The organism is Vibrio sp. Y29_XK_CS5 (assembly GCF_024181835.1).
Lineage (GTDB): Bacteria > Pseudomonadota > Gammaproteobacteria > Enterobacterales > Vibrionaceae > Vibrio > Vibrio harveyi.
Window position 1 is genome coordinate 39,435 of the sequence record NZ_JAMZAM010000008.1, and the last position, 26,270, is coordinate 65,704.

A 26,270-nucleotide genomic window follows, 5' to 3' on the forward strand; every position below is an offset into this window, starting at 1 on the left:
GGAAATTCTGATTCTTCTTCGTTAGACATAGCAGAGCAAGGTGTTATTGGGTTGAGCTGAGTGCTGAGAACATTGACGGAAACACTCGAAATTGAGTGGTTACTAATCATCAGAGTTTAGGAAAAAAGCGGATAAATAATGTGTGTGAATTATTGGGTTAAATATTCACTCAGTTAAATATGACTTAGCGCTAACATTCATCAACTAAAAATAGCGCAAACTCTGAACACTACACTATGTTGTAAAAGACAAATCCCCATGGAGATGAAAATGAAAAAGCTAATGACGTCACTGGCTGTTGCAGCCGTTATCGCTTCACCTGTTGCTCTTGCTGATAGCTCACCAGTTATGTTCTCTACAATCGACAACACGAACGCGCCTTCTAACTCCTCTGTTGGTGGTGTGCGTCTTGCTGTTCTTCACGGTCAGGTGAACGAAGTGAAAGGTGTCGATTTCTCTCTACTTGGTATGTCTGAAACAGATCGTACAACCGGTGTGAACTTCGGTCTTTTCTTTGGTGCATCAAAAGTAAATCAAGAAATGACAGGTGCTTCTCTGGGTCTATTTAACTGGAACCAAGGTCAGACGAATGGTGTTAACTTGGGTGCAGTGAACGTAACAAACAATGTGAAAGGTTTGAACTGGAGTGCGGTGAACTACTCTGAAGGTTACACAATGGCAGACATTGGTCTGGCAAGTATCTCTAAAAAATCTAACTTCCAGCTTGGTGTCTTCAACATGACTGACCAAATCGATGGTGTTCAAATTGGTCTTCTAAACTGTGCGGACAACGGTTTCTTCAAGTGTTTCCCTATCGTGAACTTTGCGAAATAAGTTCCGCGACCTTCCACGATAAATGCCAGATACAAAAAGACCCCGGCGAGACGTCGGGGTCTTTTTTATTGAATGGATTATTTGATCAAACGTGTAGATGTTTTTCGCTGCTGCATTTTCTGGTGCACACCGCGGCGCAAAGCTTTGACGCGGTTTTCTGCCCGGTCTACACCGAGCAAAACGGTCAGTGCCAACACGGTAATAATGATCGACTGCGATAAGTAACCTAAGCCAATCATCAAGCCCAAGCCTGCCAATACCCAAATTACTGCTGCTGAAGTCACACCATGGATTTTGCCGTCTTGAGTCATCATCACACCTGCACCTAAAAAACCAACACCAGTAATGATCTGCCCAAGAACACGAGCTTGGTCTAATGTGTTCGGTGAGAGCGAAACCGCCATTGACATAAATAGGTAAGTACCTGATATGACGAGAATTGCAGTACGAATACCAACGGGTTTACCTCGAGTTTGACGCTCAATGCCAATCATCAAACCATTGATTGCGCAGCAAAGTAATGCCGCCCAACTGAATGGGCCAAGATCGAAATAGTGTTCAAAAGTTGCTTGCATCTTAACCTCCAAATTTGCGGAGTATGCATAGATAAGACCGCCTGAGCGAACAAAAGCTTTTACTCGTAACGACAATCTTTATACGGCAAGCAACTTACTCTAGATGCAGATCCAGTGGTGTTTTACTTGGTCGACCACCAATTTCACGGGTCAATTTAGGCACTAAATATCCAGACACTCGCGTGATTACGCCACGCATGAGCTCTTTCGCTTCTTCATCGGAAACAAAGTAGTGTGCCGCGCCTTGGACTTTATCTAAAACGTGCAAGTAGTAAGGCAAAATGCCAGCATCAAATAACGCTTCGTTCAGTGCAACTTGTGCTTCAACGCTGTTGTTAACGTCTTTCAGCAGTACCCCCTGGTTTAGCAAGGTAACGCCAGCCTGCTTCAACTTCGCCATTTGAGCGGCAAACTCAGCGTTGATTTCGTTGGCGTGGTTGATATGAGTCACCAAGATGATTTGCAGACGAGAAGCGCGAAGTAGGTGACATAGCTCATCAGTAATACGAGCAGGAATCACGACAGGCAAACGGCTGTGAATACGCAGGCGTTTGATATGTGGAATTTGTGCGATGTGCTCCAATAGCCAGTGGATCTCATCGTCTTTTGCCATCAAAGGATCGCCACCAGAGAAGATCACTTCGTTTAGCTCAGGTTGTTGTGCCATGTACTCAAGGCACTTAGTCCATGCTTGCTTACCGCTTTTGTTTTCTTGATAAGGGAAGTGGCGGCGGAAGCAGTAACGGCAATTCACCGCACAGCCGCCTTTCACAATCATCAAGGCGCGGTTGCGATACTTGTGCAGCAATCCCGGAATGTCATTGTCTTGCTCTTCTAGCGGATCATTGGAATAGCCTTCATGGACCTCAAATTCTTCGCTCAAAGGTAATACTTGGCGTAAAAGTGGATCGTAAGGATTGCCTTTTTCCATCCTATCGACAAAACTTTGCGGTACACGCTGTGCAAACAGCTTGCGCGCAGCAAACCCGTCCAGCCATGGCGATGGATCAATTTCCAACATTTCCAGCAATTTTGCAGGATCAGAGATCCCATTCGCTAACTGTTTGAGCCAGTTTTGCTCAACAGATTCGACTTTTCGGGTTATTATGTGCGGCATTGAATTTAGCTCTAAGAATGTAAGAGGAAAAAATGGCTACAGTTAGCACCAATGAATTTAAAGGCGGCCTTAAGTTAATGCTTGATAACGAGCCTTGTGTAATTCTGGAAAACGAATACGTTAAACCAGGTAAAGGCCAAGCGTTCAACCGCGTTAAAATTCGTAAACTTCTTTCTGGTAAAGTGCTAGAGAAAACATTCAAGTCTGGTGACACTTGTGAAGTGGCAGACGTAATGGATATCGACCTAGATTATCTATATTCAGACGGCGAATTCTACCACTTTATGAACAACGAAACTTTCGAGCAGATCGCTGCAGACGCGAAAGCAGTTGGCGACAACGCTAAGTGGTTGGTAGAAAACAACACTTGTATGATCACGCTTTGGAACGGTAACCCAATTACTGTTACTCCACCAAACTTCGTTGAGCTAGAAGTTACAGATACAGATCCAGGTCTGAAAGGTGATACTCAAGGCACAGGTGGTAAACCAGCTACGCTATCAACTGGCGCTGTTGTACGTGTTCCACTATTCATCGCAATCGGTGAAGTGATCAAAGTTGACACTCGTACTGCTGAATACGTAGGTCGTGTGAAGTAATTCACTCAAACGTATTTGATGAAAAAGGTCGCTTCGGCGGCCTTTTTTATTGTCTGCAATTCCCCTCCCTTTAATGCTTCTGTGCAAAACATCGATATCCTCCGCAAATTTTTAATGATTTTGTATTATTCGTAAAAATCTTATTTATTTCATGAATCTTTCGATTATTTCTTAATGTCACAATTTGATACATTAGTCCTCGTTGTCAGCGAGTTGTATAGCAATTTGATTTTTATCGATTTAACTCAATGACAACCTAAAAAGGAGAACAAAATGGAAAGCAGAGGCTTAGGACGAGGTTTAAAAGTGGAAGAGAGACGTCAGTTACTACATAAAGGATTGAAAGCAGCCGTATTTGGTATCCCGCTGCTGGCCATAGGCTTAACGATTAACAGCTCAGTGCTAATGACCGATGCGGGTTACAGCTATGTGCATCAGAACAACATCACCGGTGAATTGGATGTATTCACGGAGCCGGGCATTCATTTTCGTATGCCGTTCCTGTCTAAGATCACCAAGTATGACCAAGTGATCACCGTGTCATTTGGTAACAGCAAGGGCGAGGATTTTTATCAACGCCTTGATGCGGTGCAGGTTCGCTTTGCCGATACCTACATTGGTCAAATTCCGGTGACATTCCGCTTTAAGCTCAGCAATGATCCTGAAGCGGTTAAGAAGATGCACAAAGAGTTCCGCAACAACAGCAACCTTATCGATGCTCTGTTGGTGAAGAACGCACGTAACGTGACAGTGATTACCGCGACCCAGTACACGGGGGAAGAGTTCTTCCAAGGTGGTTTGAACCAGTTCAAATCCAAATTGGGTGATCAACTGCGTGAAGGCATTTATCTGACTGAGCGTCGTCAGGTAGAAGTGGAAGAGCTAGACCTAGCTCCGGTGGGTGCGAATCAGTCGAACGCGAACCAACTGCAACGTACTAACCAATTGGTGTGGAAAACGGTTCCGGTTGTGGATGGAACGGGGCAACCAATCCGACAGGATAACCCGCTACAGCAATACGGTATTCAAGTGACGCAGGTGACCATCGGTGACCCGCAGCCAGAGAAACAGCTTGATCAGTTGTTGGCAGATAAGAAGCGTCTAGTTGCCGACCGTATTCGTGCGATTCAGGAGCAAGAGACCTCCAAAGCACAGGCAGAGACTGAGCAGTTACGTAAAGAGATTCAACGTACTCGTGAAGTACAAGATGCTCAGCGTAGCAAAGAGCTCGCGATCATCGCACAGCAAAAAGAAGTCGAAGTTGCGCGTCAAATTGCGGAGCGTGAAATTGTTGAAGTAGAGAAAACTAAGCGACTGGCTGAGGTGGAAAAAGAGAAAGAGCTAGCAGTAGCGGAAGCTAACCTAGCGATTCAAAAAGCCAATGCTTTGTCTGCGGAATTTGAAGCAAAAGCGATTCTTGAAAAAGGTCGTGCAGAAGCGGAAGTCTTGAAAGCGAAGTATGCGGCATTGGGCGCAAACAGAGAAGTGTACTTGGCAGAGTTGAATCGAGACGTGGCGAACTCGCTGTACAACAACCTGCAAAACTTCCAAGTGCAGATGCCACAAAACTACATTGGTGGTGGTGAAGAAACAGGTCTGAAAACCAACCTTGATGTGATTACTGGCTTTGGCGCGTTGGGCTTAATGGACCAAACTAAGAAGGTCACACAGCAATAAGATCATGGGTGGTCAAAAGCTCAAAAAGCAAAAAGATCATAGGTGACTAAAAGCTCTGATAACTGTACAAATCAGAGTAACGCAGAGGCTGATACGAGTTATCAGCCTCTCTTTTTTATTGGCAAAATAGTGCTTAATATTTGCACCTTATCTCAATATCACATTGATTTTATGAAGATAAAAAGGCGAGGGTGAAATTTGTGGCTATAGTGAATCAACATCCAACAAGCGCAAGGAAGCACTATGTCTACTCAAGAGCAACACCATCCACTCAATGATTATGTGGAATACCCTCCGCAAGAAATGGCAGCAAGAGCTGTACATAATCTTGAGCAACTTCAGCGCCGTCATTCCATTCGAAGTTTCTCTGATCGCCCAGTTGCGAAAGAAGTGATTGAGCACTGTATTCGAGCGGCAGGTACGGCACCTAGTGGGGCAAACCATCAACCTTGGCATTTCGTTGCGATTAACCGTGCAGAAGTGAAAGGGCAGATCCGCCAAGCCGCTGAAGAATTAGAACGTTCTTTCTATGAAGGTCGAGCTGGGCAAGAATGGTTAGATGCACTGAAACCACTCGGCACGAATGCCAGTAAGCCGTATTTGGAAAAAGCGCCGTGGCTGATCGCTGTGTTTTCGCAAAAGAAAGGTGGCATGAGCAATGATGGGGAACAAACCAATTATTACGTACACGAGTCAGTAGGGATTGCCACAGGCTTTTTGCTTCAAGCATTGCATAACGCCGGTTTGGGTACCTTGACTCACACGCCAAAGCCGATGAGTTTCTTGAGTAAGATTTGTGGCCGAGACAACGATGTTGACCGTCCATACATGTTGATTGTGACCGGTTATCCGGAAGAAAACGCAACCATTCCAGAACATGCAATGCACAAAAAGTCACTGGATGAAATCGCGACCTTTATTGAATAGTGTCTGAAACGAATAGCGCTGACGATAAACCAAATAACAGGCAATAAAAAAGCTGGCGAGGTGCCAGCTTTTTTCATTTTCCGTCAGCGTCTTAAATCATGAAGATAAAGACAACAGCCAGTGCAGAGATAAGACCTGCAAACGCGTAACATGCGATCTTACCTACCACCCCTGTGTGGAATTTAAGGTCGTGCATGCCGTGGTGTACACGGTGCATTGCATGCCACATTGGCAGTGCTAGCGTACCGATGATGAACAGTGCACCAATGATGCTGGTTGCGAATTCAGATACGCGCTCGTAGCTCATTGCTTCTGCATCAATCACACCTAGTGGAACTAGGATGCCGAGTACGAGTACCGTGATTGGCGTGATCATTGCGAACCAAGTACCACCGGCACCAAATAGACCCCACCAGATTGGCTCATCAGAACGTTTCGGTGCTGTATTAACACTATAATTTGGTTTCATTACTCAAGCTCCTTACATCACGATGAGAACGATCAGTGAGATGAACGCAACTGCTGCCCACTGAGTCAGAACGATGATTTTCTTATCCACTGGTTTGCCTTTCAGACGAATTGGCATAACCTGTGGCATCATGCTGAAGAAAGTTTGTGCGTGGAACAGGCTACCTAGTAGTGCAACGATGTTGATCGCTACCACGATAGGGTTTGCCATGAACTCCAACCAACCTTGCCAAGCTTCAGGACCTTTCACTAGAGAACCTAGACCGAAAGTCAGGAAGATAGTGAACAGGATTAGAGGAAGCACAGTTGCTTCACGTAGCATGTAGAAGCGGTAGAAAGGATGGTTCTTCCACCAAGTGCGTTTTACTTCACGAACGTAAGGTTTACGGTTGCTCATCCTTATGCCTCCACTTTTTTCGGTGAACCATCAGGTTTCAACATAGCAATTACGAAGTCCATAGAAGACTCTACTTTGCCTTGGTTTACTGCCGCTGCAGGATCTACGCTCTTCGGACAAACTTCAGAACAGTAACCTACGAACGTACAACCCCAAGCGCCGTTTTCACCGTTGATCAGCTTCATGCGCTCATCTTTACCGTTGTCACGGCTGTCTAGGTTGTAACGGTGTGCCAGAGTTAGAGCAGCAGGACCGATGAACTCAGGGTTCAAACCAAACTGAGGACATGCTGCGTAGCACAGACCACAGTTGATACAGCCAGCAAACTGCTTGTATTTCGCCATTTGCTCAGGCGTTTGCAGGTTTGTGCCGTCTTCTGGTTTGCGGTCGTTACCAATGATGTAAGGTTTGATAGCTTCTAAGCGCTCGATGAACGGCGTCATGTCCACGATCAAGTCTTTCTCGATTGGGAAGTTTGCTAGTGGCTCGATAGTCACGCCATTCGGGTAATCACGTAGGAAGCTCTTACAAGCTAGCTTAGGCACGTTGTTTACCATGATGCCGCAAGAACCACAGATCGCCATTCGACAAGACCAGCGGTAAGACAGATCTTTGTCTAGGTGATCTTTGATGTAACCAAGCGCATCAAGCACAGACATGGTTTCATCAAAAGGTACTTCGAACGTTTGAGTATATGGTTCTGCGTCCTTCTCTGGGTCGTAACGCAGAATGTCGACTTTTTGAATGCGGTTTGATGACATTATGCTTGCTCCTCTGCCTTCTTCGCTTCTGCTTCAGCGGCTTTTTCAGCTGCTGCTGCTTTCTCTGCTGCTTCACCGTATAGACGCGCTTTAGGCTGTGACTTAGTAATCGTCACGTTGCTGTAGTCGATACTTGGTGCTGCATCTTCTTTGAAGAAAGCAAGCGAGTGTTTCAGGAAGTTCACGTCATCACGCTCTGTACAACCATCGTCTAGACGTTGGTGCGCACCACGAGATTCTTTACGCAGGATTGCAGAGTGAACCATCGCTTCTGCGACTTCTAGACCGTAGCCCACTTCAATAGCGTAAAGAAGGTCAGTGTTGAACACTTTGCCTTTGTCTTTGATGCTGATTTTCTTGTAACGCTCTTTCAGCTCAGTGATTTTCTCGATGGTTGCTTGCATCAAGTCTTCTTGGCGGTAGATACCACAACCTGCTTCCATGGTGTGACCCATTTCAGTACGGATATCTGCCCAGTTTTCATCACCTTCTTGGTTCATTAGAGCGGCAATGCGGTCTTCAACTGCTTTCACCTGAGTCGCGATAGACTCTTCGTTCCAGCCTTTAAATTCTGCAGCACGTTTCACCGCTTGTTCACCCGCAACGCGACCAAATACCACGAACTCAGCCAGCGAGTTAGAACCTAGACGGTTTGCACCGTGAAGACCAACAGACGCACATTCGCCAACCGCGAATAGACCTTTAATGCGAGTTTCACATTCGCCGTTAGTCTCAATACCACCCATGGTGTAGTGAACCGTTGGACGAATTGGAATTGGCTCTTTTGCAGGGTCAACGTTCACGTAAGCTTTCGCTAGTTCACAGATGAACGGTAGACGCTCTTGTAGGTACTCTTCACCTAGGTGGCGAAGATCTAGATGCACTACATCACCAAGAGGGTGTTTGATGGTGTTGCCTTTCTGTTGTTCGTGCCAGAAAGCTTGAGAAACTTTGTCACGTGGACCCAGTTCCATGTATTTGTTCTTAGGTTGACCCACTGGAGTCTCAGGACCCATACCGTAGTCTTGTAGGTAACGGTAGCCGTCTTTGTTGACGATGATACCGCCTTCACCACGACAACCTTCAGTCATCAGGATACCAGTGCCAGGAAGACCTGTTGGGTGGTACTGAACGAATTCCATATCACGTAGAGGAACACCGTGACGGTAAGCCATCGCCATGCCGTCGCCCGTTACGATACCGCCGTTGGTGTTACAGTGGTAAACGCGACCTGCGCCACCCGTTGCTAGTACGACAGACTTCGCCTTAATCGTAACCAGTTCACCTTCAGACATGTGGATTGCAATCAGACCTTGTACTTCACCTTCATCAACAAGCAAGTCGACAACAAAGTACTCATCAAAGCGCTTGATGTTGTCGTACTTCATCGACGTCTGGAATAGCGTGTGAAGCATGTGGAAGCCAGTTTTATCTGCAGCGAACCAAGTACGTTCAACCTTCATACCACCAAAGCGGCGTACGTTGACTTCACCGTTCTCTTTACGACTCCATGGGCAACCCCATTGCTCCATTTGGATCATTTCGCGAGTCGCGTTCTCTACAAAGTATTCAACAACGTCCTGTTCACATAGCCAGTCACCACCGCCAACAGTGTCGTTGAAGTGGTTGTCTAAGCTATCTTCATCCTTGATAACTGCTGCTGAGCCACCTTCTGCAGCAACCGTGTGGGAGCGCATTGGGTAAACTTTAGAAATAAGTGCTACTTCTAAGTCCGGGTTTGCTTCAGCCGCTGCAATAGCAGTACGAAGACCAGCGCCGCCTGCGCCGATGACTGCGATATCTGTGGTGATAATTTGCACAGTTATCCTCCAGTGTGTGATTGCGGAAATCCGCTTGTTATTGTGAGTGTGAGGGAAGGGTTTTAAGGCAATCCCTCAAAAGTAGTAGGGTTAGTGTAGGGGAGCCTTATGGCAGAAAAATTGATGTATTTGGGTTTTTTCTCCGGTAATGCACACAAGAGCATAGAAATTCTAGGTTATGTGACTGCTATCACGGCACGAAACGGTTGAGGGATAAACGTAAACTCGCTCAATGTTACATAGGTGTTGCACGACATTACCCTCATTGATAATAGGATTAATTGTGAGTGTTTTTTGTACTGTGGAACGTGAAATGCTTGCTTCAGTTTTAATCGAGTTTTATTCGTATTTAGACGGATGAAATTAAGAGGAATCCCCTATCGATGAACTAGGCAAAGCGTGCCAAAATTGCTATTTTCCTCGCTCACCAATGTATTGAGACTCTTGTTATGCAAACGACCTGGCAACCTACCGCTTCTATGGAACAACTTCGTCAACGTGCTGCGTTGATCACCGCTATTCGTCAATTCTTTGCCGAGCGACAGGTGATGGAAGTTGACACGCCAGCCATGAGTCACGCCACGGTGACGGACATTCATTTGCATACCTTCCAAACAGAGTTTGTTGGACCGGGTTATGCCGACGGTAGCAAACTGTTCTTTATGACCAGCCCTGAATTCCATATGAAGCGCTTGTTGGCGGCGGGCAGCGGCTGTATCTACCAAATTAACAAAGCGTTTCGTAACGAAGAGAATGGTCGTCATCACAACCCCGAGTTCACCATGCTGGAGTGGTACCGGATTGGTTTTGATCACCATAAGTTGATGGATGAGATGGATGACCTACTTCAACTGGTGCTGAAGTGTGGTGAGGCAGAACGTATGACTTACCAGCAAGCTTTTATTGATGTGCTAGGCGTGTGCCCTTTAGAAGGCTCGATGCAAGAGCTAAAAGTGGTCGCGGCTAAGCTAGGGCTAAGTGATATTGCTGAGCCAGAGGAGGATCGCGATACCTTGCTGCAACTACTTTTCAGTATTGGTGTCGAAGCTAAGATTGGTCAACAAGCGCCTGCATTTGTGTATGACTTCCCTGCATCGCAAGCGGCGCTGGCAAAGATCAATCCGCAAGACAACCGAGTGGCGGATCGTTTCGAGGTGTACTTCAAAGGCATTGAGCTGGCGAACGGTTTCCACGAGCTGGATAACCCGAAAGAGCAATTGGCGCGTTTTGAACAAGATAATGCTAAGCGTCTGGAAATGGGTTTGAAACCACAGCCGATTGATTACCATTTGATTGGCGCATTAGAAGCAGGTTTGCCGGATTGCGCAGGTGTGGCGTTAGGCGTTGATCGCCTGATCATGTTGGCGCTGGGTTGTGACCATATCGACCAAGTGACCGCTTTTCCATTCCCTATTGCTTAAGGATAAATAATGAACCTGACTGCTGGACGTTTGGTGCTGCTTAGTTATGCGACTTTGATTGCGTACTTGTCTCTGAGCTCGGGAGAGCTGCAAGATTGGGGCGACATCGCGTACTTGGACAAAATGCAGCATGCGATGGCATACAGTGGTTTTGGTTTCTTGGGAGGCTTCTGTGTCGCAAATTGGCGTCAGCGTTGGATTGTGGCACTGAGTATTCTGTTATTCAGTGCTGTGATTGAAGTTTTACAAGGTTATGTGGGGCGCCAAACGTCTTGGCACGACTTGATTGCGAACTCGATTGGTATTCTAACTGGTCTGCTATGTTACCGTATTTGGAGCCTCTATCGACCTAGGTTGGTGAAGTCGCTATACTCGATTCGATAATGAAGAGGGAATACGATAACCATGAAAACGCGCGACAAAATCGTCTATGCCGCACTTGAGCTGTTCAACCAACATGGTGAGCGCAATATCACAACCAATCACATTGCTGACCATATTGAAATTAGCCCAGGCAACCTTTACTACCACTTCCGTAATAAGCAGGAAATTGTGCGTGAGATCTTCGCGCTATACTCTGCGGAACTGCTAGAACGCTTTACCCCTATTCAAGGTTCTCAAGAGAGCCTGACCATGCTGAAAAGCTACCTCGACTCGATCTTCACTTTGATGTGGAAGTACCGTTTTTTCTACGCGAATCTTCCCGAAATCCTTTCTCGAGACGAACAACTGCATGATGAATACATTGATGTTCAAGAGAAGCTGCAAGCCAACCTGATCGCGATCATGCAAGAGTTTGTGTCTTTGAAACTATTGAATGTTGATCAAGAGCAGTTGAAATCATTGGTTTGTACACTGCACCTTATCGCGTGTAGTTGGTTAGCTTACCAGTCAGCGATGTCACCAAAGACCGAAATTACCGAGCAAATGGTAAAACAAGGTATGCTGCAAATGCTCAATGTCGTTAAACCAGTGGCAACCGAGCAAGGTATGGAGCAATTGCTACTGCTTGAAGAAGCGGTGAGCCGACTGCACAGTTAATACTATTTTCCCTCCTTATTAAATCTAGAAAATGAGAGTATGGTTCTACGCTTAAAGTTTAGAGCGCAGCTCTCATTTTCAACTCCCTCCTTGAGTTGACTTGCTGTGCTCATTTCGCACAATAGGATTCATGCACCCTAAAAGCATCCGTTGGGGTATGACTCTCGATAAAGGAACTATCGTTCAATGAATTACGACATTTTTAATGGCGATGCCGACGGCATCATCGCATTGCTGCAGTTGCGTTTAGCGGATCCTATCAACGCTGAGTTGGTTACGGGCGTAAAGCGCGACATCAAGCTGGTGGAGAAAGTGGATGTGCAAGCGGGTGATGAACTGACGGTGTTGGACATTTCAATGGAAAAGAACATGGTAGGTTTAGAGCAAGCTTTAGCTCAAGGCGCGCATGTTTTCTACGCCGATCACCACAAAGCGGGTGAGATCCCTCAGCATGGTAATTTGGACGCGCACATCGACCTCGATGCTAATATGTGTACTGCTTTGATTGTCGATCAGTTGTTGGAAGGACGTTTCCATACTTGGGCTATCACTGCTGCTTATGGCGATAACTTGATTGCTAAGGCGGATGTGTTGGCGGATAAAGCCGGACTCAATGAAGCGCAAAAAGCGCAGTTAAAAGAGCTCGGGACGTTGATTAATTACAACGGTTATGGCTCGAAAGTAGACGACCTTCATTTCCATCCTGCGGACTTGTATCAAGCATTAAAGCAATACGCTTCACCATTCGATGCGATAGCAGATAAAGCGTCACCTTACTATCAATTACAATCGGCTTATCAGCAAGATATGGACGCAGCACTCGCCGTCCCTGCGACTCACGAAAGCACTAAGCTCAAGTTGTTTGAACTGCCAGACAATGCGGCATCACGCCGAATCAGTGGTGTTTATGGCAACTGGCTTGCAAACCAAACTCCAGACTCTGCGCATGCGGTGTTAACGGAAAACGCTGACGGCACTTACACTGTTTCTCTTCGTGCGCCACTGAATAACAAGCAAGGTGCGGTGGCAGTGTGTGGGCAGTTCCCTACAGGTGGGGGGCGAGAAGCCGCAGCAGGCATCAATGCACTAAGCAAAGACGATGTCAGTGCTTTCATCGACGCAGTAGAGACTTACTACGCCTAGCATTTTTCTGAATGCGAATACGACAAAGGAGCCGAGTGGCTCCTTTGTTTTTGTGTCGCGATAGTGCTGTTTAGAACTGCGATGATAAACGGCAGTTATAAACGCTTTAACCAAGATTTCGGGTTTTGCGCTTCACTGTTACGGCGAATTTCGAAGTACAGTGAAGGTCTGTCTTGACCACCGGTATCACCTGCAAGTGCAATCACTTCACCTGCGGTCACCTTATCACCTTCTTTCTTGGTCAAAGCTTGGTTGTAACCGTAAAGCGTCATGTCGCCTTTCCCGTGATCAAGCAGCACGACTAAGCCGTAGCCTCGCAGGTATTCAGCAAATACCACGGTGCCTGGGTAAACGGCTTTGACTTGCTGACCGTATCTGGCAGACAACACCATGCCTTTCCAGTTTACCTGTCCTGTTTGTTTGGTACCGAAGCTGTGCAGTACGCGACCTTTCAACGGCCACGGTAGTTTTCCACGTTGTTTTGCAATACCGTCCATCGGTACTGCATTACGTTTTGCTGCTTTCGCTATCTCGGCCTTTAGACGGGTTTCGTTACGTTGCAGTTCTGCTAAGTAACGTTTGTCATCTTTGATGCTCTTTTGAATCTTGCTCAGCGTACCTTTACGTTTCGACTGCGTGCTTGCCAATGACGAGCGCTTTTCCGACTGCTGCTTAAGCAAGGTTTCAATTTGGTCTTTTTCCAGTTCGAGTTGGTTTTTGTTGTGCGCCAACTCTTGGGTGGTTTTGGTGATCGCATCAATGACTTCCGCGCGTGCTTTGGCAAGATGTTGAAAGTATTGGCTGATGCGATCTTCTTCTACGCCTTCGTTAAGGAGATGCCCATTGGCTTTCGCACGCTCCGTGACGTAGTAGGTTTGAATCAGTTGTTTGAGCTCTTCTTCTTGTGCTTGGCGTTGAGCTTCTTGCAGCGCAATCTTCTCTTCCAACTTACTGATGTTTTGATCCGCTTGTGCCAAGTCTGCTTTGGTTTGTTTGATCTCGCGTTCTAACTTGGAGATACCGAGTTCTTGGCTTTTCAGCGATTTTTGCAGATCGTTGAGCTGTTTTTCTTGAGAAGTTAGCGACTTTTTCTGGCGATTGATTTCGCTAGATACGCCTTTGAGCTCTTGTTGGCTTGCGGCGAAAGAGGTGAGGGGATATGTGGCAGATAAAGCACAAGTTAATAAAATAGCCGAGCGTAGCACTGGGTGATTTTGTTTTCGCACTTGAGAGTTACCTACCACATTATTGTCAAAGGATCAGATGACGATTAAATACCATCCCCATGGATAAAGCTTTGCGATTTACCGTTAAAGCCTTGATCCATATCGAGAGAAGGTTTGTCCGTTTTCGGACGACCAACAATTTTTGCAGGCACACCAGCCACGGTTGTGTGTGGCGGCACTGCTTGCAATACCACAGAGCAAGAGCCAATTTTTGCGCCTTCGCCCACTTCGATATTGCCAAGAATTTTAGCACCAGCTCCGATCATTACACCTTCGCGAATTTTCGGGTGACGGTCACCGCATTCTTTACCGGTACCACCTAGAGTGACATCTTGCAGAATAGATACGTCGTTTTCGACAACGGCGGTTTCACCAATCACGATGCCAGTTGCATGGTCTAGCATGATACCACTACCAATACGCGCTGCAGGGTGAATATCGACCTGACATGCTACAGAAATCTGATTTTGCAGGTAAGTCGCAAGAGCGTGACGACCTTGCTTCCATAACCAGTTTGCCACTCGGTACCCTTGCAGAGCATGGTAGCCTTTCAGGTACAACAATGGCATTGAGTACATTGAAACAGCAGGGTCGCGATTAACCGTGGCACAAATGTCACAAGCCGCGCCGTCGGTGATGGTTGGATCGGCGGCAAAGGCTTCTTCAACCACTTCACGCACTGCCATTGCTGGCATGGAAGCGGTGTTCAATTTGTTGGCCAGAATGTAGCTCAATGCGGCACATAGACTTTCATGCTTGATGATGGTCGCATGATAAAAGCTCGCCAGCATAGGCTCTTGCTCTGACATCTCACGGGCTTCTGAAACAATTTTGTTCCAGACTTTTTGTTTTTCGCAGTGTTTCATTCTCAATATCCTGAGTGGTTCTTCCGTGACCCGACAACTTCTATTCTTCTCAGATGAGGTGCAAAAGGCGGTAGATTGCTACTTTCCTTCGGCTTTTTTGTCACGAGCAAGTAAATCTTGCGCTGCCAGGCGTGCATCCTTTCCTTGATACAATACTTGATAAATTTGGTCAACAATTGGCATCTCTACGCCCATGCGCTGAGAGAGCATCCAAACTTCTTTGGTGTTGCGGTAGCCTTCAACGACTTGACCGATTTCTTCTTGCGCAGTGTCGACGTCTTTACCTTGACCTAGTGCCAAACCAAAACGGCGGTTACGTGATTGGTTATCGGTACAAGTTAAGACGAGGTCGCCCAAGCCAGCCATACCCATAAAGGTTTCTGGTTGTGCGCCTAGTGCGGCACCAAGACGGCTCATTTCTGCCAAACCACGTGTAATCAGTGCTGTACGGGCATTGGCACCAAAACCGATACCATCAGACATACCTGCACCAATGGCAATAACGTTTTTCACCGCACCGCCCAATTGCATGCCGATAAAGTCGTTGTTTGCGTAGACACGGAAGGTTTTGCTGCAGTGGATTTTCTCTTGCAGATCAGCAACAAAGTTCGCGTCTGGAGAAGCTACAGAAATTGCTGTTGGCATTCCCATCGCAAGCTCTTTAGCAAATGTAGGACCGGATAAAACTGCCAACGAGTAGCTGTCACCGATGATATCGAATGCTACTTCTTTTAGTAGACGACCCGTTTCTGGCTCAAGACCTTTGGTTGCCCAACAAATACGAGAATCTTCACGTAAGAAAGGCTTACAGCTGTTCAGTACGATGCCAAAAACGTGGCTAGGAACCACAACTAACAAGTCACGGCTTGCTTGAACGGCTTTTTCTAAATCCGATTCAATAATCAAGCTCTCTGGGAAATCAATACCAGGTAGGAATTCGTGGTTGGCACGGTCTGCTTCAAGGCGTGCCATATGCTCTGGCTCGTGACCCCATAGGATGACGTTTGCGCCGTTACGAGCAAGGGAGATTGCCAAAGAAGTGCCGTATGAGCCTGCACCAATCACAGTCATTGCGATGTCTTTACCGTAAGCATTGTTTGTATTTGCTTGTGTCATGCTACCGCCTAATTGCCTTTCTACTAGTAGAATCTAGTTCATAATCGCCAGAGTTTACGCTCTCTAGGGGTTAGGAACTAGGAACTTTTATCAGAAATAAAAAATGCACATTGCATCGCAGAGAGGACGCTTTGTGCATTTTCTTCAGGTATATGACGTGAGCTCGTTCTTAGGAAGGGCAACACGTCACTTACAAAACGTGAATTACGCTTCAGCTTCGCCTTGTTGAGCTTGCTGTTGTAGGTAGTTCATGAATAGCGCGTCGAAGTTAACTGGTGCTAGGTTCAGTTGAGGGAACGTACCTTTAACTACTAGGCTAGAGATAGTTTCACGAGCGTATGGGAATAGGATGTTCGGGCAGAATGCGCCTAGGCAATGTGCAAGTTGACCTGCTTCCATTTGCTCAGCTGTGAAGATACCACCTTGTTGAACTTCACATAGGAACGCTGTTTCTTCTTCGTTCTTAACAGTAACTGTTAGACGTAGAACAACTTCGTAAACACCTTCACCAAGCTCACGGCTTTGAGTGTCTAGGTCTAGTTTAACGTCTGGGTTCCACTCTTTTTGGAAGATTACTGGAGAGTTAGGCGCTTCGAAAGAAACGTCTTTTAGGAAGATGCGTTGAATTGCAAAGTTTTGTTGTGCGTCTTGTGGTGCTGCTTCAGCCATTTTTAAATCCTTAATAAACATTTGTTGGGTCTAGGGTTTTCTAAACCCAGAAATATGGTTTGTCCTGAGACTAACTGAGCAAATCTACCTTGACTAGATGAAGCGCGTATTACGTGCAAAGCATCACAACTTAGTGCTTCAACTGCTTTCTATTTGCTCAGTTTATATAAACGAGGCTGGCAAAATTGTTTTACCGCGACCTTATTTCTTACCACGTACTAGTGGAAGGTTCGCTTCGTTCCATGCAATCAAACCGTTCTTCAGTAGGCTTACGTTTTCGAAGCCTGCTTTCGCTAGTAGGTTTGCACTTTCTTGAGCGGTTTGACCCGTTTTGCATACCACAATGATTGGGTCTGATTTACGGTTTTCAAGGCTACCAAAGTTACCTGCTTTGATATCAGACGGCAAAATGTGAAGTGCGTCGGTGATGTGACCTTGTTTGAACTCATCTTTAGAGCGGATATCCACCACAACGCCGTTTTCACGGTTCATAAGGTGAGTCAATTGGTTCACGTTAATCTCTTTGTATGCTGCCGTCGCAGATTTCACGATGTTCATGATGAATGCGACAAGAAGACCTACCCAAACCAAAGATAGAATCATGTTCTGTTGGAAAAAATCAATGTACTCTTGCATGTCCTGAGCTCTTACACTGTTGGCGGAAAAATAAAGCAGGAGTATAGCGGGGATAGCCGCCTTAGGCGAGAGGGTTAAAATTTTCTAACGAATAATTGAGATCTAAGCGCTCCCAGCAAACTGGTTGAAGCTAGTCATTCATGCAATCTTATTATCACTTCCTCCTATCAATTCAATCGGCGTAATTGACTTCACTTCTGGTCGAAAAAGCGCACAATGGGTTACAACAAAAAGTTTTTCAACAAAGTATTTCGGTGGTCGTACAAAGCATCTTGAAAGTGACTATGCTTGTGGAACACGTTTGCTGACTAGGTCGGATTGCTTGCTAACTTGTAAGATAGCAACAATAAATCGCAAACATTATTTGATCTTAACCTACAGTTTTGGTTAAAAAGTGTAGTAAAATTACGCTAGTTTTGTTTCAAGGTTAGATGGAGCAGCGAAGCTCTACACCGAAAGTTACTTAAATTTGATGAGGTCATCACTATGTCTGCTAAGAAGCCATTGGCTCTAGTTATCCTTGACGGTTACGGTTACCGTGAAGACACAGCAAGTAACGCAATTGCAAATGCTAAAACACCAGTAATGGATGCACTGATTGCGAATAACCCACACACTCTTATCTCTGCTTCAGGCATGGACGTTGGCCTACCTGATGGTCAAATGGGTAACTCAGAAGTTGGTCACACCAACATCGGTGCAGGTCGAGTTGTATACCAAGATCTAACTCGCATCACTAAGTCTATCGCTGATGGTGAATTTGCTGAGACAGCGGCACTAGTAGAAGCTATCGATTCTGCAGTAAAAGCTGAAAAAGCAGTACACATCATGGGTCTTATGTCTCCAGGTGGTGTTCACTCTCACGAAGACCACATCTACGCAGCCGTTGAAATGGCAGCAGCTCGTGGCGCTGAAAAGATCTACCTACACTGCTTCCTAGACGGTCGTGATACGCCACCACGTAGTGCCGAAAACTCACTACAACGTTTCCAAGATCTATTTGCGAAACTAGGTAAAGGTCGTGTTGCTTCTCTAGTTGGTCGTTACTATGCAATGGACCGTGACAACAACTGGGATCGTGTTCAAGTTGCTTACGATCTTCTAACTCAAGCGAAAGCTGAGTTCACTGCAGAAACAGCGGTTGCTGGTCTAGAAGCGGCTTACGCTCGTGACGAAAACGATGAGTTCGTTAAAGCAACAGCTATTAAAGCGGAAGGTCAAGAAGACGCAATCATGCAAGATGGCGATGCAGTTATCTTCATGAACTACCGTGCTGACCGTGCGCGTCAAATCACGCGTGCATTCGTTCCTGCATTTGACGGCTTCGAGCGTGCTGCATTCCCAGCAATCAATTTTGTAATGCTGACTCAATACGCGGCTGATATCCCTCTAGCAATCGCATTCCCACCTGCGTCTCTAGAAAACACTTACGGTGAGTGGCTATCTAAGCAAGGTCAAACTCAGCTACGTATCTCTGAAACAGAGAAATACGCACACGTGACTTTCTTCTTCAACGGTGGTGTTGAGAACGAATTTGAAGGTGAAGAGCGTCAACTTGTTGCTTCTCCAAAAGTAGCAACTTACGACATGCAGCCAGAAATGAGCTCTCCAGAGCTAACAGAGAAGATGGTTGCTGCTATCAAGTCTGGTAAGTTCGATACTATCATCTGTAACTACCCGAACGCAGATATGGTTGGTCACACTGGCGTTTACGAAGCTGCAGAGAAAGCAATCGAAGCTCTAGATGAAAGCGTTGGTAAAGTGGTTGAAGCGATCAAAGAAGTTGGCGGTCAACTGTTGATCACGGCAGACCACGGTAACGCAGAAATGATGATCGACCCTGAAACTGGCGGCATCCACACTGCTCACACTAACCTACCAGTACCTCTAATCTACGTAGGTGACAAAGCGGTTGAGTTCAAAGAAGGCGGTAAACTGTCTGACCTTGCGCCAACAATGCTTTCTCTAGCAGGTCTAGAAATCCCTGCAGAAATGTCTGGTGAAGTGCTAGTTAAGTAATTAACTGACGATTCAGAATGATAAAAGCCCGAGTTTGACTCGGGCTTTTTTGTGTCTGAGATCCTGTGTTGAGTAAGGCGAAGAGTTATTAAGGTCAATAGACCCTAATTGAACCTGAACTATTGCACTAGGATGCCCGTACCAATAACCGCTAGTGCAGCGCCTAACCAAGCAAATCGATTTGGGCGTTTCTTGGTATAAATCCACAGTAGTGGCAACAACATGATAGGTGTTGTTGAAGAAAGCAGCGCTACCATTCCCACGTTACCCTCACGCAGGGCGTAAAGAATCAATGTCATACCAATCGCCATAGCCAAAAAGCCATTTAATGCTGTAATGCCAAAGACTTTCCATGTGATGGTTTGAGTCGCGCGAGCGACTTTGGCGCCAATTAACCAAAGTGCACAATGTGCGACGAAAGCACTGATCATACGAATGGCAGAGGCGGCGACAGGGTCAACAGTGGTTTGCATGACAGGTTTAGCGATGATGCCACCCAGAGCCTGACACATAGCGGCGGTTAACCCGAGCCCGATACCAATCCAAACGTTGCCTTTGATCTCTTCTAGCGCGTTGCTAGCTTGCCCGCGTCGACCATAGAAAATCGCCATTACGACACCGCTGAAGACTAAGGTTGCACCAATCAACTCCGTGCCAGTCATGCTTTCGCTAAATAGGAAGTAACCCAAGATGGCAGAGAACACCGCATGGCAAGAAAACAACAAGCCTGCTTGGCGTGGCCCCATGCGATTCAAACAGCCGAACAACGCGGTATCGCCAATAAAGATGCCGATTAAACCGGACGCCATCATTGGCGTAATATGTTCGGTGGAGACACTTAGCCAGCCCCCCGTGAACCACGCCATCGTGGAGAGGATGACCGCGGTACAGCCCATACGCCATCGACTATAAGCAAACGCCCCGAGATGTTGAGCGGGAACAACAGAAATTAAGCTAGAAACAGCCCATAAGAAAGCAGCGCACAGCGCCAGCCATTCATAACCCATGATTGCGAGACATCCTTGTAGAGCAGGGGAGAGGCTTTAATATGCATGAATTTATAAAGATCTAAAAGCGCATATTTATGCCAATAAAAAAGCAGCTCGTTGAGCTGCTTTTGATGGGGAGGATTACACTTTAAAGCGACTGATGTTTTCACGCATCGTATTGGCGGTATCGTACATCTGACGTGAACCTTCACTGCTCTTAAGTGATTGCTCGGCAATCATATCGGCATCGTCTTTAATGCCTTGCGTGTTACGGCTGATGTCTTCGCTTACCGCGCGTTGCTCTTCTGCTGCGCTTGCGATTTGCATTGCCATGTCGTTGATCTCAGTGATCGAGTTAGTAATGCTGGTTAAGCTGTCGTGTGCTTGCTGAGCATAATCCACGCTAGTATCTGCCAAACTGGTACTGGTTTGCATGCTATTTACTGCCAGTTTGGTGTTGTTTTGCAACGTTTCGATCATGGTGCGGATTTCTTCCGTCGAACCATGGGTGCGTTGGCTAAGTACGCGTACTTCATCGGCAACCACGGCAAAGCCGCGACCTTGCTCACCAGCACGAGCCGCTTCAATGGCAGCATTAAGTGCCAACAAGTTAGTTTGTTCGGCAATACCTTGGATCGTCGATAGGATTTGGTTGATGCTTTGCGTGTTTGCTTCTAGCTCCGAAATTACGCTGGCGGCATCGCTAACTTGCTCTGCAAGCTCTACGATCGCTTCACGATTCTTCTGGATGACGTTTTGTCCTTCCATACAAGCAGACGCTGAGTTTTGTGAAGCGCTTGCCGTCAGCTCTGCATGACTTGCTACCTCAGCAGCGGTTGCTGACATCTCATGAATGGCGGTTGCAATTTGGTTAACGTCGTTTTGTTGATGCTCAACGCGACCCGCAGCCATCGCAGATAGCTCATTTGCTTGATTCGCTTGTTCTGAAAGCTGTTCACTGTTCTCGACAATGCTTTTTAACATGGTTTGCATTTGCGCAAGGAACTGGTTCACGTGGGTTGCGAGTTCGCCAATTTCATCCATGCGCTCGATCTTGATGCGTTGCGTAAGATCGCCTTCGCCCTGTGATAGCTCTGAAAGCGCATCAGACAGCGTTTGGAGAGGTTGTAGCAAGCGAGTGATGATGTAAGTACTGATTGCCGCAATAATCAGGTACAGCACGATAGAAGCAATAGCCGTAAATGTCACTTGCTCAGAGACAGACGCAAATGCCATTTGTTTGTCTTGCACAATACCTAAAGACCAGTCGGTGTTCGGCACTTTAGCTACGTAAATCAGCTTATCGCCTTGGCTGGGCCATTGAATCGTGTCTAGCCTTGCTTCGCCTGCAAGTGTCATCATCGTACTATGAGTTAAGGCTTGATTGAGTTCTGTCAACGGTTTTTGGCTAAGCTTTTCATCTTTGTAAGCTACCAAGTTATTGTTGCCATCAACTAGGAATGCGAAACCGTCATTATCAAGCTGAATATTAAGGACTTCTTTGATGATGTCAGTTACCGCTAAGTCAGCGGCAAGCACACCTTTCTTACCTTGATTGAATGCCTTAGCAAAGCTAACCACAATGCTGCCATCGAAATCTTGGTATGGCTCTGTGATGATCAAACCAGATTTCGCCATCGCATCTTGGTACCAAGGGCGAGTGCGAGGATCGTAGTCAGAAGGCCAAGATTCAGATTTATCACCGTAGGCAATTGAGCCATCAGAGAAGCCAGCATAAACCGATAGAAACTTACCGGCTCGCTTTGTCAGTAGCATCTCGCGATCGGCATCGTCACTGCCAGCGATGATGTTTTCATTCGCGAGCATCATATCGCTACGAATCGCAAGCCAGTCACTGATGTAGCGGTTGGTCGATTGAGAGATGTTTTGAATTTCTCGATTAAGGGTAGAAGTGGTTTCTTCGCGTAGTTGATTGACGGAAACCCAAGCCTGAACGCCACTAACAATGGCGATAATGACTGCAATCGCAATCTGTATTTTTAATTTGATGGTATTTCTCATTGTCTTACCTTCATAAAACAGACAAAAAGATCAACGTCACGAGTTGTGACTCCAAAGGGTATGAGACGATTCAAGCACTGAAAGTTACATGAAAGGCTGTACAAAATTTATCGACCTATATTCGATAAACTTGAGTCGAATAGTGTGATTTTTATTCAACTTATTGATTAGCTAAGTGAATCAAATTTGAGATAAAAACAGAGGGAGTGACGCAAAACCAGATAGGTATATGGGTGATAAAGCTCTGCGGCAACCTTTTGTTACCGCAGAGCGATGGACTAAAACAGAATAATTACCGCACCATAGACAATGAACAGACCGACCAAGCCGATAATCAAACCGACCTTCGCCATGTCTTTACTTTCAATTAATCCCGTCGAGTACGCAAGGGAGTTTGGTGGTGTTGATACTGGTAAGATCATACCTAGCGAAGCCGAGAAAGCGACGACAACCAGCAATCCTTGTAAGCCACCGATAGCAACCAGACTTGGCATAGAAGCACCAATCGCCGCTGCAATCGGCATCAACAAGTTCGCTGTGGCGGTATTCGACATAAAGTTTGCCATTAGCCAGCACACGATCGATAGGGCAACAACGACAGCGAATGGTGATAGGGACTCATAATCAATTGCGTGTGCGAGTGCTTCAGCCAAGCCAGTTTTATCTAACGCAATACCAATGGCGATACCACCAGCTACCAGCCATAGCACATCCCAGTTGATAAGCTTGAGCTCTTCTTTGCCCATGATGCCCGTTAAGGTAAACACCGCGAGTGGAATGATAGCGACTACATAGGTATTCATGCCATGCACTTTAGTTGTCATCCATAGCAGGATGGTCATAGCGAAGGTCACGTAGACCACTATGGCACGCCAGCTTTTCTTAAATTTACCATCCAAGCGCAGTTTCATTTCTGGTTCACTAGAAGGGAAGAGTTTTTGCAATAAGAACCAAGCTAGCGTCAGTTGCACTAAGACAAAAGGCAAGCCCATCATCATCCAAGATAGGAAATCGATGCTGTTTTCTCCGGTTAAATATTGCAAGGCAATCGCGTTAGGCGGGGTACCGATTGGTGTCGCGATACCACCTGTATTAGCCGCAATTGGAATACAGAGAACTAGCGCTTTTATCCCCAAATCGCCTTTTGGTGCAGATGCCACGATAGGACCCAATAATGCAAGCATCATAACGGTAGTCGCAGTGTTTGACATAAACATCGAGAACACGGCAGTGATCAGCATTAAACCCAACATAATGAACTTAGGTTGAGTGCCAAACGGTTTAAGAAGAACACGGGCGAGGTTGTTATCAAGTTCGTATTTAGAAGCGGCAATAGCGAGCGCAAAGCCACCCATGAAAAGGATGATAATAGGAGAAGAGAACGCAGAAAATATATCCGTATAAGCAATCAAATCTCCCAAATCATGCCCCGGAGGAGGGGTACGAAAGAGATGTAAGCCTTTGTCCGATATCATAATCAATTCAAGAGCAATGATAAGAATGGACGTAGCAAATACGGGGACGGGTTCTAAAACCCAAAGTAGTGCAGCAAGAAGGAAAATAGCCAATAGACGATGTTGAATTAAAGTGAGATCGTCAATTGGAATGGCATCGATCGGCATCATTAAGACACCGAGTGGAATCAAAAAACACACCAGTAATTTGACCAGTGTGTCCGCACTCATCTTTGGCATTGGCAGCCCCTTTTATCATCATCCCTCAACGCAGAATAATTGATTGCGCTTTTAGGTACTTAGAGGCAAGTACGAGTTTGAAAAAGAGAGGCGAAATTTCGAACAGAGTTTTGCTTTTCGTCAATAAAAAAGCCCCCGTAAACGGAGGCTTCAAAGTCAGTTTGAGTAGGAGTCTTACTGCTGATGAGCGTAAGGTGTACCCATTACGGTTGGCTTACCATTTTCCATGCTTTCATCGAATGCGATAGCATCTTTTGCAAAAAGGTTGATAACGGTTGAGCCAAGCTTGAAGCGCCCCATTTCTTCGCCTTTCTTCAAGATAACCGCTTTATCGCCTTCAGCAGGGTAGTCCCATTTGTAAACCGAGTTACCGCGTGGTGGCGTGATAGTGCCTGCCCATACTTGCTCGATGCTACCTACGATAGTTGCACCAACCAATACTTGTGCCATTGGACCAAACTCAGTATCGAAGATACACACTACACGCTCGTTACGTGCAAATAGGTTTGGCACGTTCTCTGCGGTTAGTGGGTTAACTGAAAATAGGTCACCAGGTACGTAAATCATCTGACGCAGCGTACCGTCACATGGCATGTGTACGCGGTGGTAGTCACGAGGCGATAGGTACAAAGTAGCAAAAGAGCCGTCTTGGAACTCTTCAGCCAGTTTTGCGTCACCACCTAGTAGCTCTTGTGCTGAGAAGTTATGACCTTTAGCTTGGATAAGCTGACCATCTTCAATCGGACCAAATTGGCTTACGCACGCGTCCGCAGGGTGAGTGATCACCTTTTCACCTTCCGTAATTGGACGAGCGCCTTCTTTTAGCTCACGTACAAAGAATTCATTGAAGGTTTTGAAGTGCTTAGGATCGGAGTGCTTCGCCTCATCCATGTTCACATTGTATTGTTTGATAAACCAGCGAATGATTGCTGTTGTTAGACCGCCAGCCTCAGCTGAAGCCAGTTTACCCACTAGGCGCGTTAGTCCGTGTTGTGGGATCCAGTACTGCAGTCCAACTTTAATCTTGTCCATCTTTAATTCCGATACTTCTGTTAGATTCTCGCTTTAGGGCGCGTGATGTTACTGAAATTTCATCTGCTTGTCAGTATTAGGTGATGATTTCTTACACAGTTGCAGCGTTATCTCGGCTACAGATCAGCTTTCTTGCTGCGTGAATACTGACGGTTGGCTTTGTTTTCCACCATGCTTTCTAGGATGCGATGGTAGTTCTCAAAACGGACTTCACTCACTTCGCCTTTTTCCACGGCCTCTCGCAAGATACAGCCAGGATCGTCATTGTGCTTACAGTCGCGGAACTTACAACCGCCAAGATAAGGACGGAATTCAACAAATGCTTTGGTCACTTCCTCTGCTTCTAAGTGCCACAGACCGAACTCGCGTACTCCTGGAGAGTCAATCAAATCGCCACCAGTAGGGATGTGATACAAGCGAGCTGCTGTGGTTGTATGCTGACCCAAACCTGAGTTCTCTGAGATCTCGCCTTCTTCCACTTCCTGCTCAAGTTCAGGCATCAGTGCGTTTACTAGGCTCGATTTACCTACGCCAGATTGACCAACGAAGATATTGATACGATCACGCAATTGCTCTTCAAGTTCGGCAATGCCTTCACCTGATTGCTTGCTCACAAACAGTACTTTGTAGCCAATGCGTTTGTATTCTTCTAGCCACTCTTCGTACATCGCTCGATCTTCATCAGCAAGTAGGTCTATTTTGTTGAGTACTAGTAGCGGTGCGATGTTCAGGGTTTCTGACGCCACCAAGTAACGGTCAATGATATTGAGCGAAAGCTCAGGCAAAACCGAAGACACGATCACCATTTGGTCGATGTTAGCGGCGACAGGTTTCAAGCCATCGTAGTAGTCAGGGCGAGTTAGCATTGATGTGCGAGGTTCTACGGCTTCAACCACGCCAGAGATACCTGCCATTGACTCAAGCCCTTCACGCCAAAGCACGCGATCACCAGACACCAGTGATTCGATACCACGACGAAGGTTACAGCGCTGCACCTCACCGGTTTCTAGATCTTCGATGTCAGCGTGCTGACCGAAACGAGTGATAACGAGACCCTGTTTACTTGCGCCCAGCATGTTCTCATCCCACTGGATAGACTCTTCTTGCTTCTTTAGGCGTTTTTGTTGGTTGCTGCGTACGCGGCGCACCTGACCTTTGGTTAACTTTTTCTTTTTTGCCACAATCTTGTACTTAATGTGAGTTAACTCAACTGATTGAGCA

At 46.3% G+C, this 26,270-nt stretch carries 25 protein-coding genes; 9 read left to right on the top strand and 16 right to left on the bottom strand.

All coding sequences use genetic code 11. From position 1 onward, the window contains the following. Positions 1–270: 270 nt before the first annotated feature. Positions 271–834: a hypothetical protein gene (locus tag NL647_RS23920; protein WP_005448292.1), complete on the top strand. Its 564-nt coding sequence runs from the start codon at positions 271–273 to the stop codon at positions 832–834. Positions 835–911: 77 nt separating this feature from the next. On the opposite strand, the gene NL647_RS23925 is transcribed toward NL647_RS23920, so the two are convergent. Both NL647_RS23925 and epmB read right to left on the bottom strand, forming a co-directional pair. Beyond that, positions 912–1,409 carry an MgtC/SapB family protein gene (locus NL647_RS23925; RefSeq protein ID WP_005425045.1) on the bottom strand — a complete coding sequence of 166 codons (498 nt, stop codon included), beginning with the start codon at positions 1,407–1,409 and terminating at the stop codon, positions 912–914. Between the two features lie 94 nt (positions 1,410–1,503). Next, complete coding sequence (gene epmB / locus NL647_RS23930) at positions 1,504–2,526, bottom strand: EF-P beta-lysylation protein EpmB (protein ID WP_009698894.1); 1,023 nt, start codon at positions 2,524–2,526, stop codon at positions 1,504–1,506. 32 nt (positions 2,527–2,558) lie between these two features. Here epmB and efp point away from each other — a divergent pair, with 32 nt between their 5' ends. The 3 genes from efp to NL647_RS23945 all read left to right on the top strand — a co-directional run bounded on the left by efp (position 2,559) and on the right by NL647_RS23945 (position 5,729). Then, positions 2,559–3,125: an elongation factor P gene (gene efp / locus NL647_RS23935; protein ID WP_005425036.1), complete on the top strand. Its 567-nt coding sequence runs from the start codon at positions 2,559–2,561 to the stop codon at positions 3,123–3,125. A gap of 273 nt (positions 3,126–3,398) precedes the next feature. Continuing rightward, the gene (locus NL647_RS23940; RefSeq protein WP_005425046.1) at positions 3,399–4,802 is read left to right on the top strand and encodes an SPFH domain-containing protein; all 1,404 of its coding nucleotides are present in this window, start codon (positions 3,399–3,401) and stop codon (positions 4,800–4,802) included. A 243-nt stretch (positions 4,803–5,045) separates the two neighbouring features. After that, positions 5,046–5,729: a nitroreductase family protein gene (locus tag NL647_RS23945; RefSeq protein ID WP_005448309.1), complete on the top strand. Its 684-nt coding sequence runs from the start codon at positions 5,046–5,048 to the stop codon at positions 5,727–5,729. Positions 5,730–5,820: 91 nt separating this feature from the next. On the opposite strand, the gene frdD is transcribed toward NL647_RS23945, so the two are convergent. From frdD to frdA, 4 genes are read right to left on the bottom strand one after another with little or no spacing between them, the layout of a single operon-like run. Then, on the bottom strand, positions 5,821–6,198 hold the full coding sequence (gene frdD, locus NL647_RS23950; protein ID WP_005425034.1) for a fumarate reductase subunit FrdD: 378 nt from the start codon (positions 6,196–6,198) through the stop codon (positions 5,821–5,823). A gap of 12 nt (positions 6,199–6,210) precedes the next feature. After that, a complete protein-coding gene (frdC, locus tag NL647_RS23955) occupies positions 6,211–6,594 on the bottom strand; it encodes a fumarate reductase subunit FrdC (protein ID WP_005425044.1) in 384 nt (127 codons plus the stop codon). A gap of 2 nt (positions 6,595–6,596) precedes the next feature. Further along, positions 6,597–7,355, bottom strand: a complete 759-nt coding sequence (locus tag NL647_RS23960) for a succinate dehydrogenase/fumarate reductase iron-sulfur subunit (protein WP_005425032.1) — start codon at positions 7,353–7,355, stop codon at positions 6,597–6,599. Then, positions 7,355–9,175, bottom strand: a complete 1,821-nt coding sequence (gene frdA, locus NL647_RS23965; protein ID WP_005448312.1) for a fumarate reductase (quinol) flavoprotein subunit — start codon at positions 9,173–9,175, stop codon at positions 7,355–7,357. The genes NL647_RS23960 and frdA overlap by 1 nt, the downstream gene beginning before the upstream one ends. A 449-nt stretch (positions 9,176–9,624) precedes the next feature. Between frdA and epmA the strand changes: the two genes are divergently transcribed. The 4 genes from epmA to NL647_RS23985 all read left to right on the top strand — a co-directional run bounded on the left by epmA (position 9,625) and on the right by NL647_RS23985 (position 12,780). Continuing rightward, the gene (gene epmA / locus NL647_RS23970; RefSeq protein WP_253650737.1) at positions 9,625–10,596 is read left to right on the top strand and encodes an elongation factor P--(R)-beta-lysine ligase; all 972 of its coding nucleotides are present in this window, start codon (positions 9,625–9,627) and stop codon (positions 10,594–10,596) included. Between the two features lie 9 nt (positions 10,597–10,605). Continuing rightward, complete coding sequence (locus NL647_RS23975) at positions 10,606–10,980, top strand: VanZ family protein (RefSeq protein ID WP_253650738.1); 375 nt, start codon at positions 10,606–10,608, stop codon at positions 10,978–10,980. A 21-nt stretch (positions 10,981–11,001) separates the two neighbouring features. Continuing rightward, positions 11,002–11,637 carry a TetR/AcrR family transcriptional regulator gene (locus tag NL647_RS23980; RefSeq protein ID WP_005448317.1) on the top strand — a complete coding sequence of 212 codons (636 nt, stop codon included), beginning with the start codon at positions 11,002–11,004 and terminating at the stop codon, positions 11,635–11,637. Between the two features lie 186 nt (positions 11,638–11,823). Continuing rightward, the gene (locus NL647_RS23985) at positions 11,824–12,780 is read left to right on the top strand and encodes an acetyltransferase (protein WP_050907133.1); all 957 of its coding nucleotides are present in this window, start codon (positions 11,824–11,826) and stop codon (positions 12,778–12,780) included. A 95-nt stretch (positions 12,781–12,875) separates the two neighbouring features. Here the strand turns inward: NL647_RS23985 and NL647_RS23990 are convergent, their stop codons facing one another. From NL647_RS23990 to NL647_RS24010, 5 genes are all read right to left on the bottom strand, one after another. Continuing rightward, the gene (locus tag NL647_RS23990; RefSeq protein WP_005448319.1) at positions 12,876–14,024 is read right to left on the bottom strand and encodes a murein hydrolase activator EnvC; all 1,149 of its coding nucleotides are present in this window, start codon (positions 14,022–14,024) and stop codon (positions 12,876–12,878) included. A 26-nt stretch (positions 14,025–14,050) separates the two neighbouring features. Then, a complete protein-coding gene (gene cysE / locus NL647_RS23995; RefSeq protein WP_005381475.1) occupies positions 14,051–14,872 on the bottom strand; it encodes a serine O-acetyltransferase in 822 nt (273 codons plus the stop codon). Between the two features lie 78 nt (positions 14,873–14,950). After that, a complete protein-coding gene (gene gpsA / locus NL647_RS24000; protein ID WP_005448320.1) occupies positions 14,951–15,988 on the bottom strand; it encodes an NAD(P)H-dependent glycerol-3-phosphate dehydrogenase in 1,038 nt (345 codons plus the stop codon). 204 nt (positions 15,989–16,192) lie between these two features. Further along, the gene (gene secB, locus NL647_RS24005) at positions 16,193–16,657 is read right to left on the bottom strand and encodes a protein-export chaperone SecB (protein ID WP_005386410.1); all 465 of its coding nucleotides are present in this window, start codon (positions 16,655–16,657) and stop codon (positions 16,193–16,195) included. Between the two features lie 201 nt (positions 16,658–16,858). Beyond that, positions 16,859–17,293, bottom strand: coding sequence for a rhodanese-like domain-containing protein (locus tag NL647_RS24010; RefSeq protein ID WP_005448321.1), 435 nt, complete (start codon positions 17,291–17,293; stop codon positions 16,859–16,861). A 486-nt stretch (positions 17,294–17,779) separates the two neighbouring features. Here NL647_RS24010 and gpmM point away from each other — a divergent pair, with 486 nt between their 5' ends. Continuing rightward, the gene (gpmM, locus tag NL647_RS24015) at positions 17,780–19,312 is read left to right on the top strand and encodes a 2,3-bisphosphoglycerate-independent phosphoglycerate mutase (RefSeq protein WP_005448323.1); all 1,533 of its coding nucleotides are present in this window, start codon (positions 17,780–17,782) and stop codon (positions 19,310–19,312) included. 119 nt (positions 19,313–19,431) lie between these two features. On the opposite strand, the gene NL647_RS24020 is transcribed toward gpmM, so the two are convergent. From NL647_RS24020 to rsgA, 5 genes are all read right to left on the bottom strand, one after another. After that, positions 19,432–20,319, bottom strand: a complete 888-nt coding sequence (locus NL647_RS24020) for a DMT family transporter (protein ID WP_253650739.1) — start codon at positions 20,317–20,319, stop codon at positions 19,432–19,434. A gap of 123 nt (positions 20,320–20,442) precedes the next feature. After that, entirely contained in the window at positions 20,443–22,323 is a 1,881-nt protein-coding gene (locus NL647_RS24025) for a methyl-accepting chemotaxis protein (RefSeq protein ID WP_253650740.1), read from the bottom strand. 278 nt (positions 22,324–22,601) lie between these two features. Continuing rightward, entirely contained in the window at positions 22,602–24,017 is a 1,416-nt protein-coding gene (locus tag NL647_RS24030; protein WP_005448329.1) for a DASS family sodium-coupled anion symporter, read from the bottom strand. Positions 24,018–24,191: 174 nt separating this feature from the next. Continuing rightward, positions 24,192–25,049, bottom strand: coding sequence for an archaetidylserine decarboxylase (asd, locus tag NL647_RS24035; protein WP_009698885.1), 858 nt, complete (start codon positions 25,047–25,049; stop codon positions 24,192–24,194). A 116-nt stretch (positions 25,050–25,165) separates the two neighbouring features. Continuing rightward, positions 25,166–26,230, bottom strand: coding sequence for a small ribosomal subunit biogenesis GTPase RsgA (gene rsgA / locus NL647_RS24040; RefSeq protein ID WP_005448333.1), 1,065 nt, complete (start codon positions 26,228–26,230; stop codon positions 25,166–25,168). Positions 26,231–26,270 lie beyond the last annotated feature (40 nt).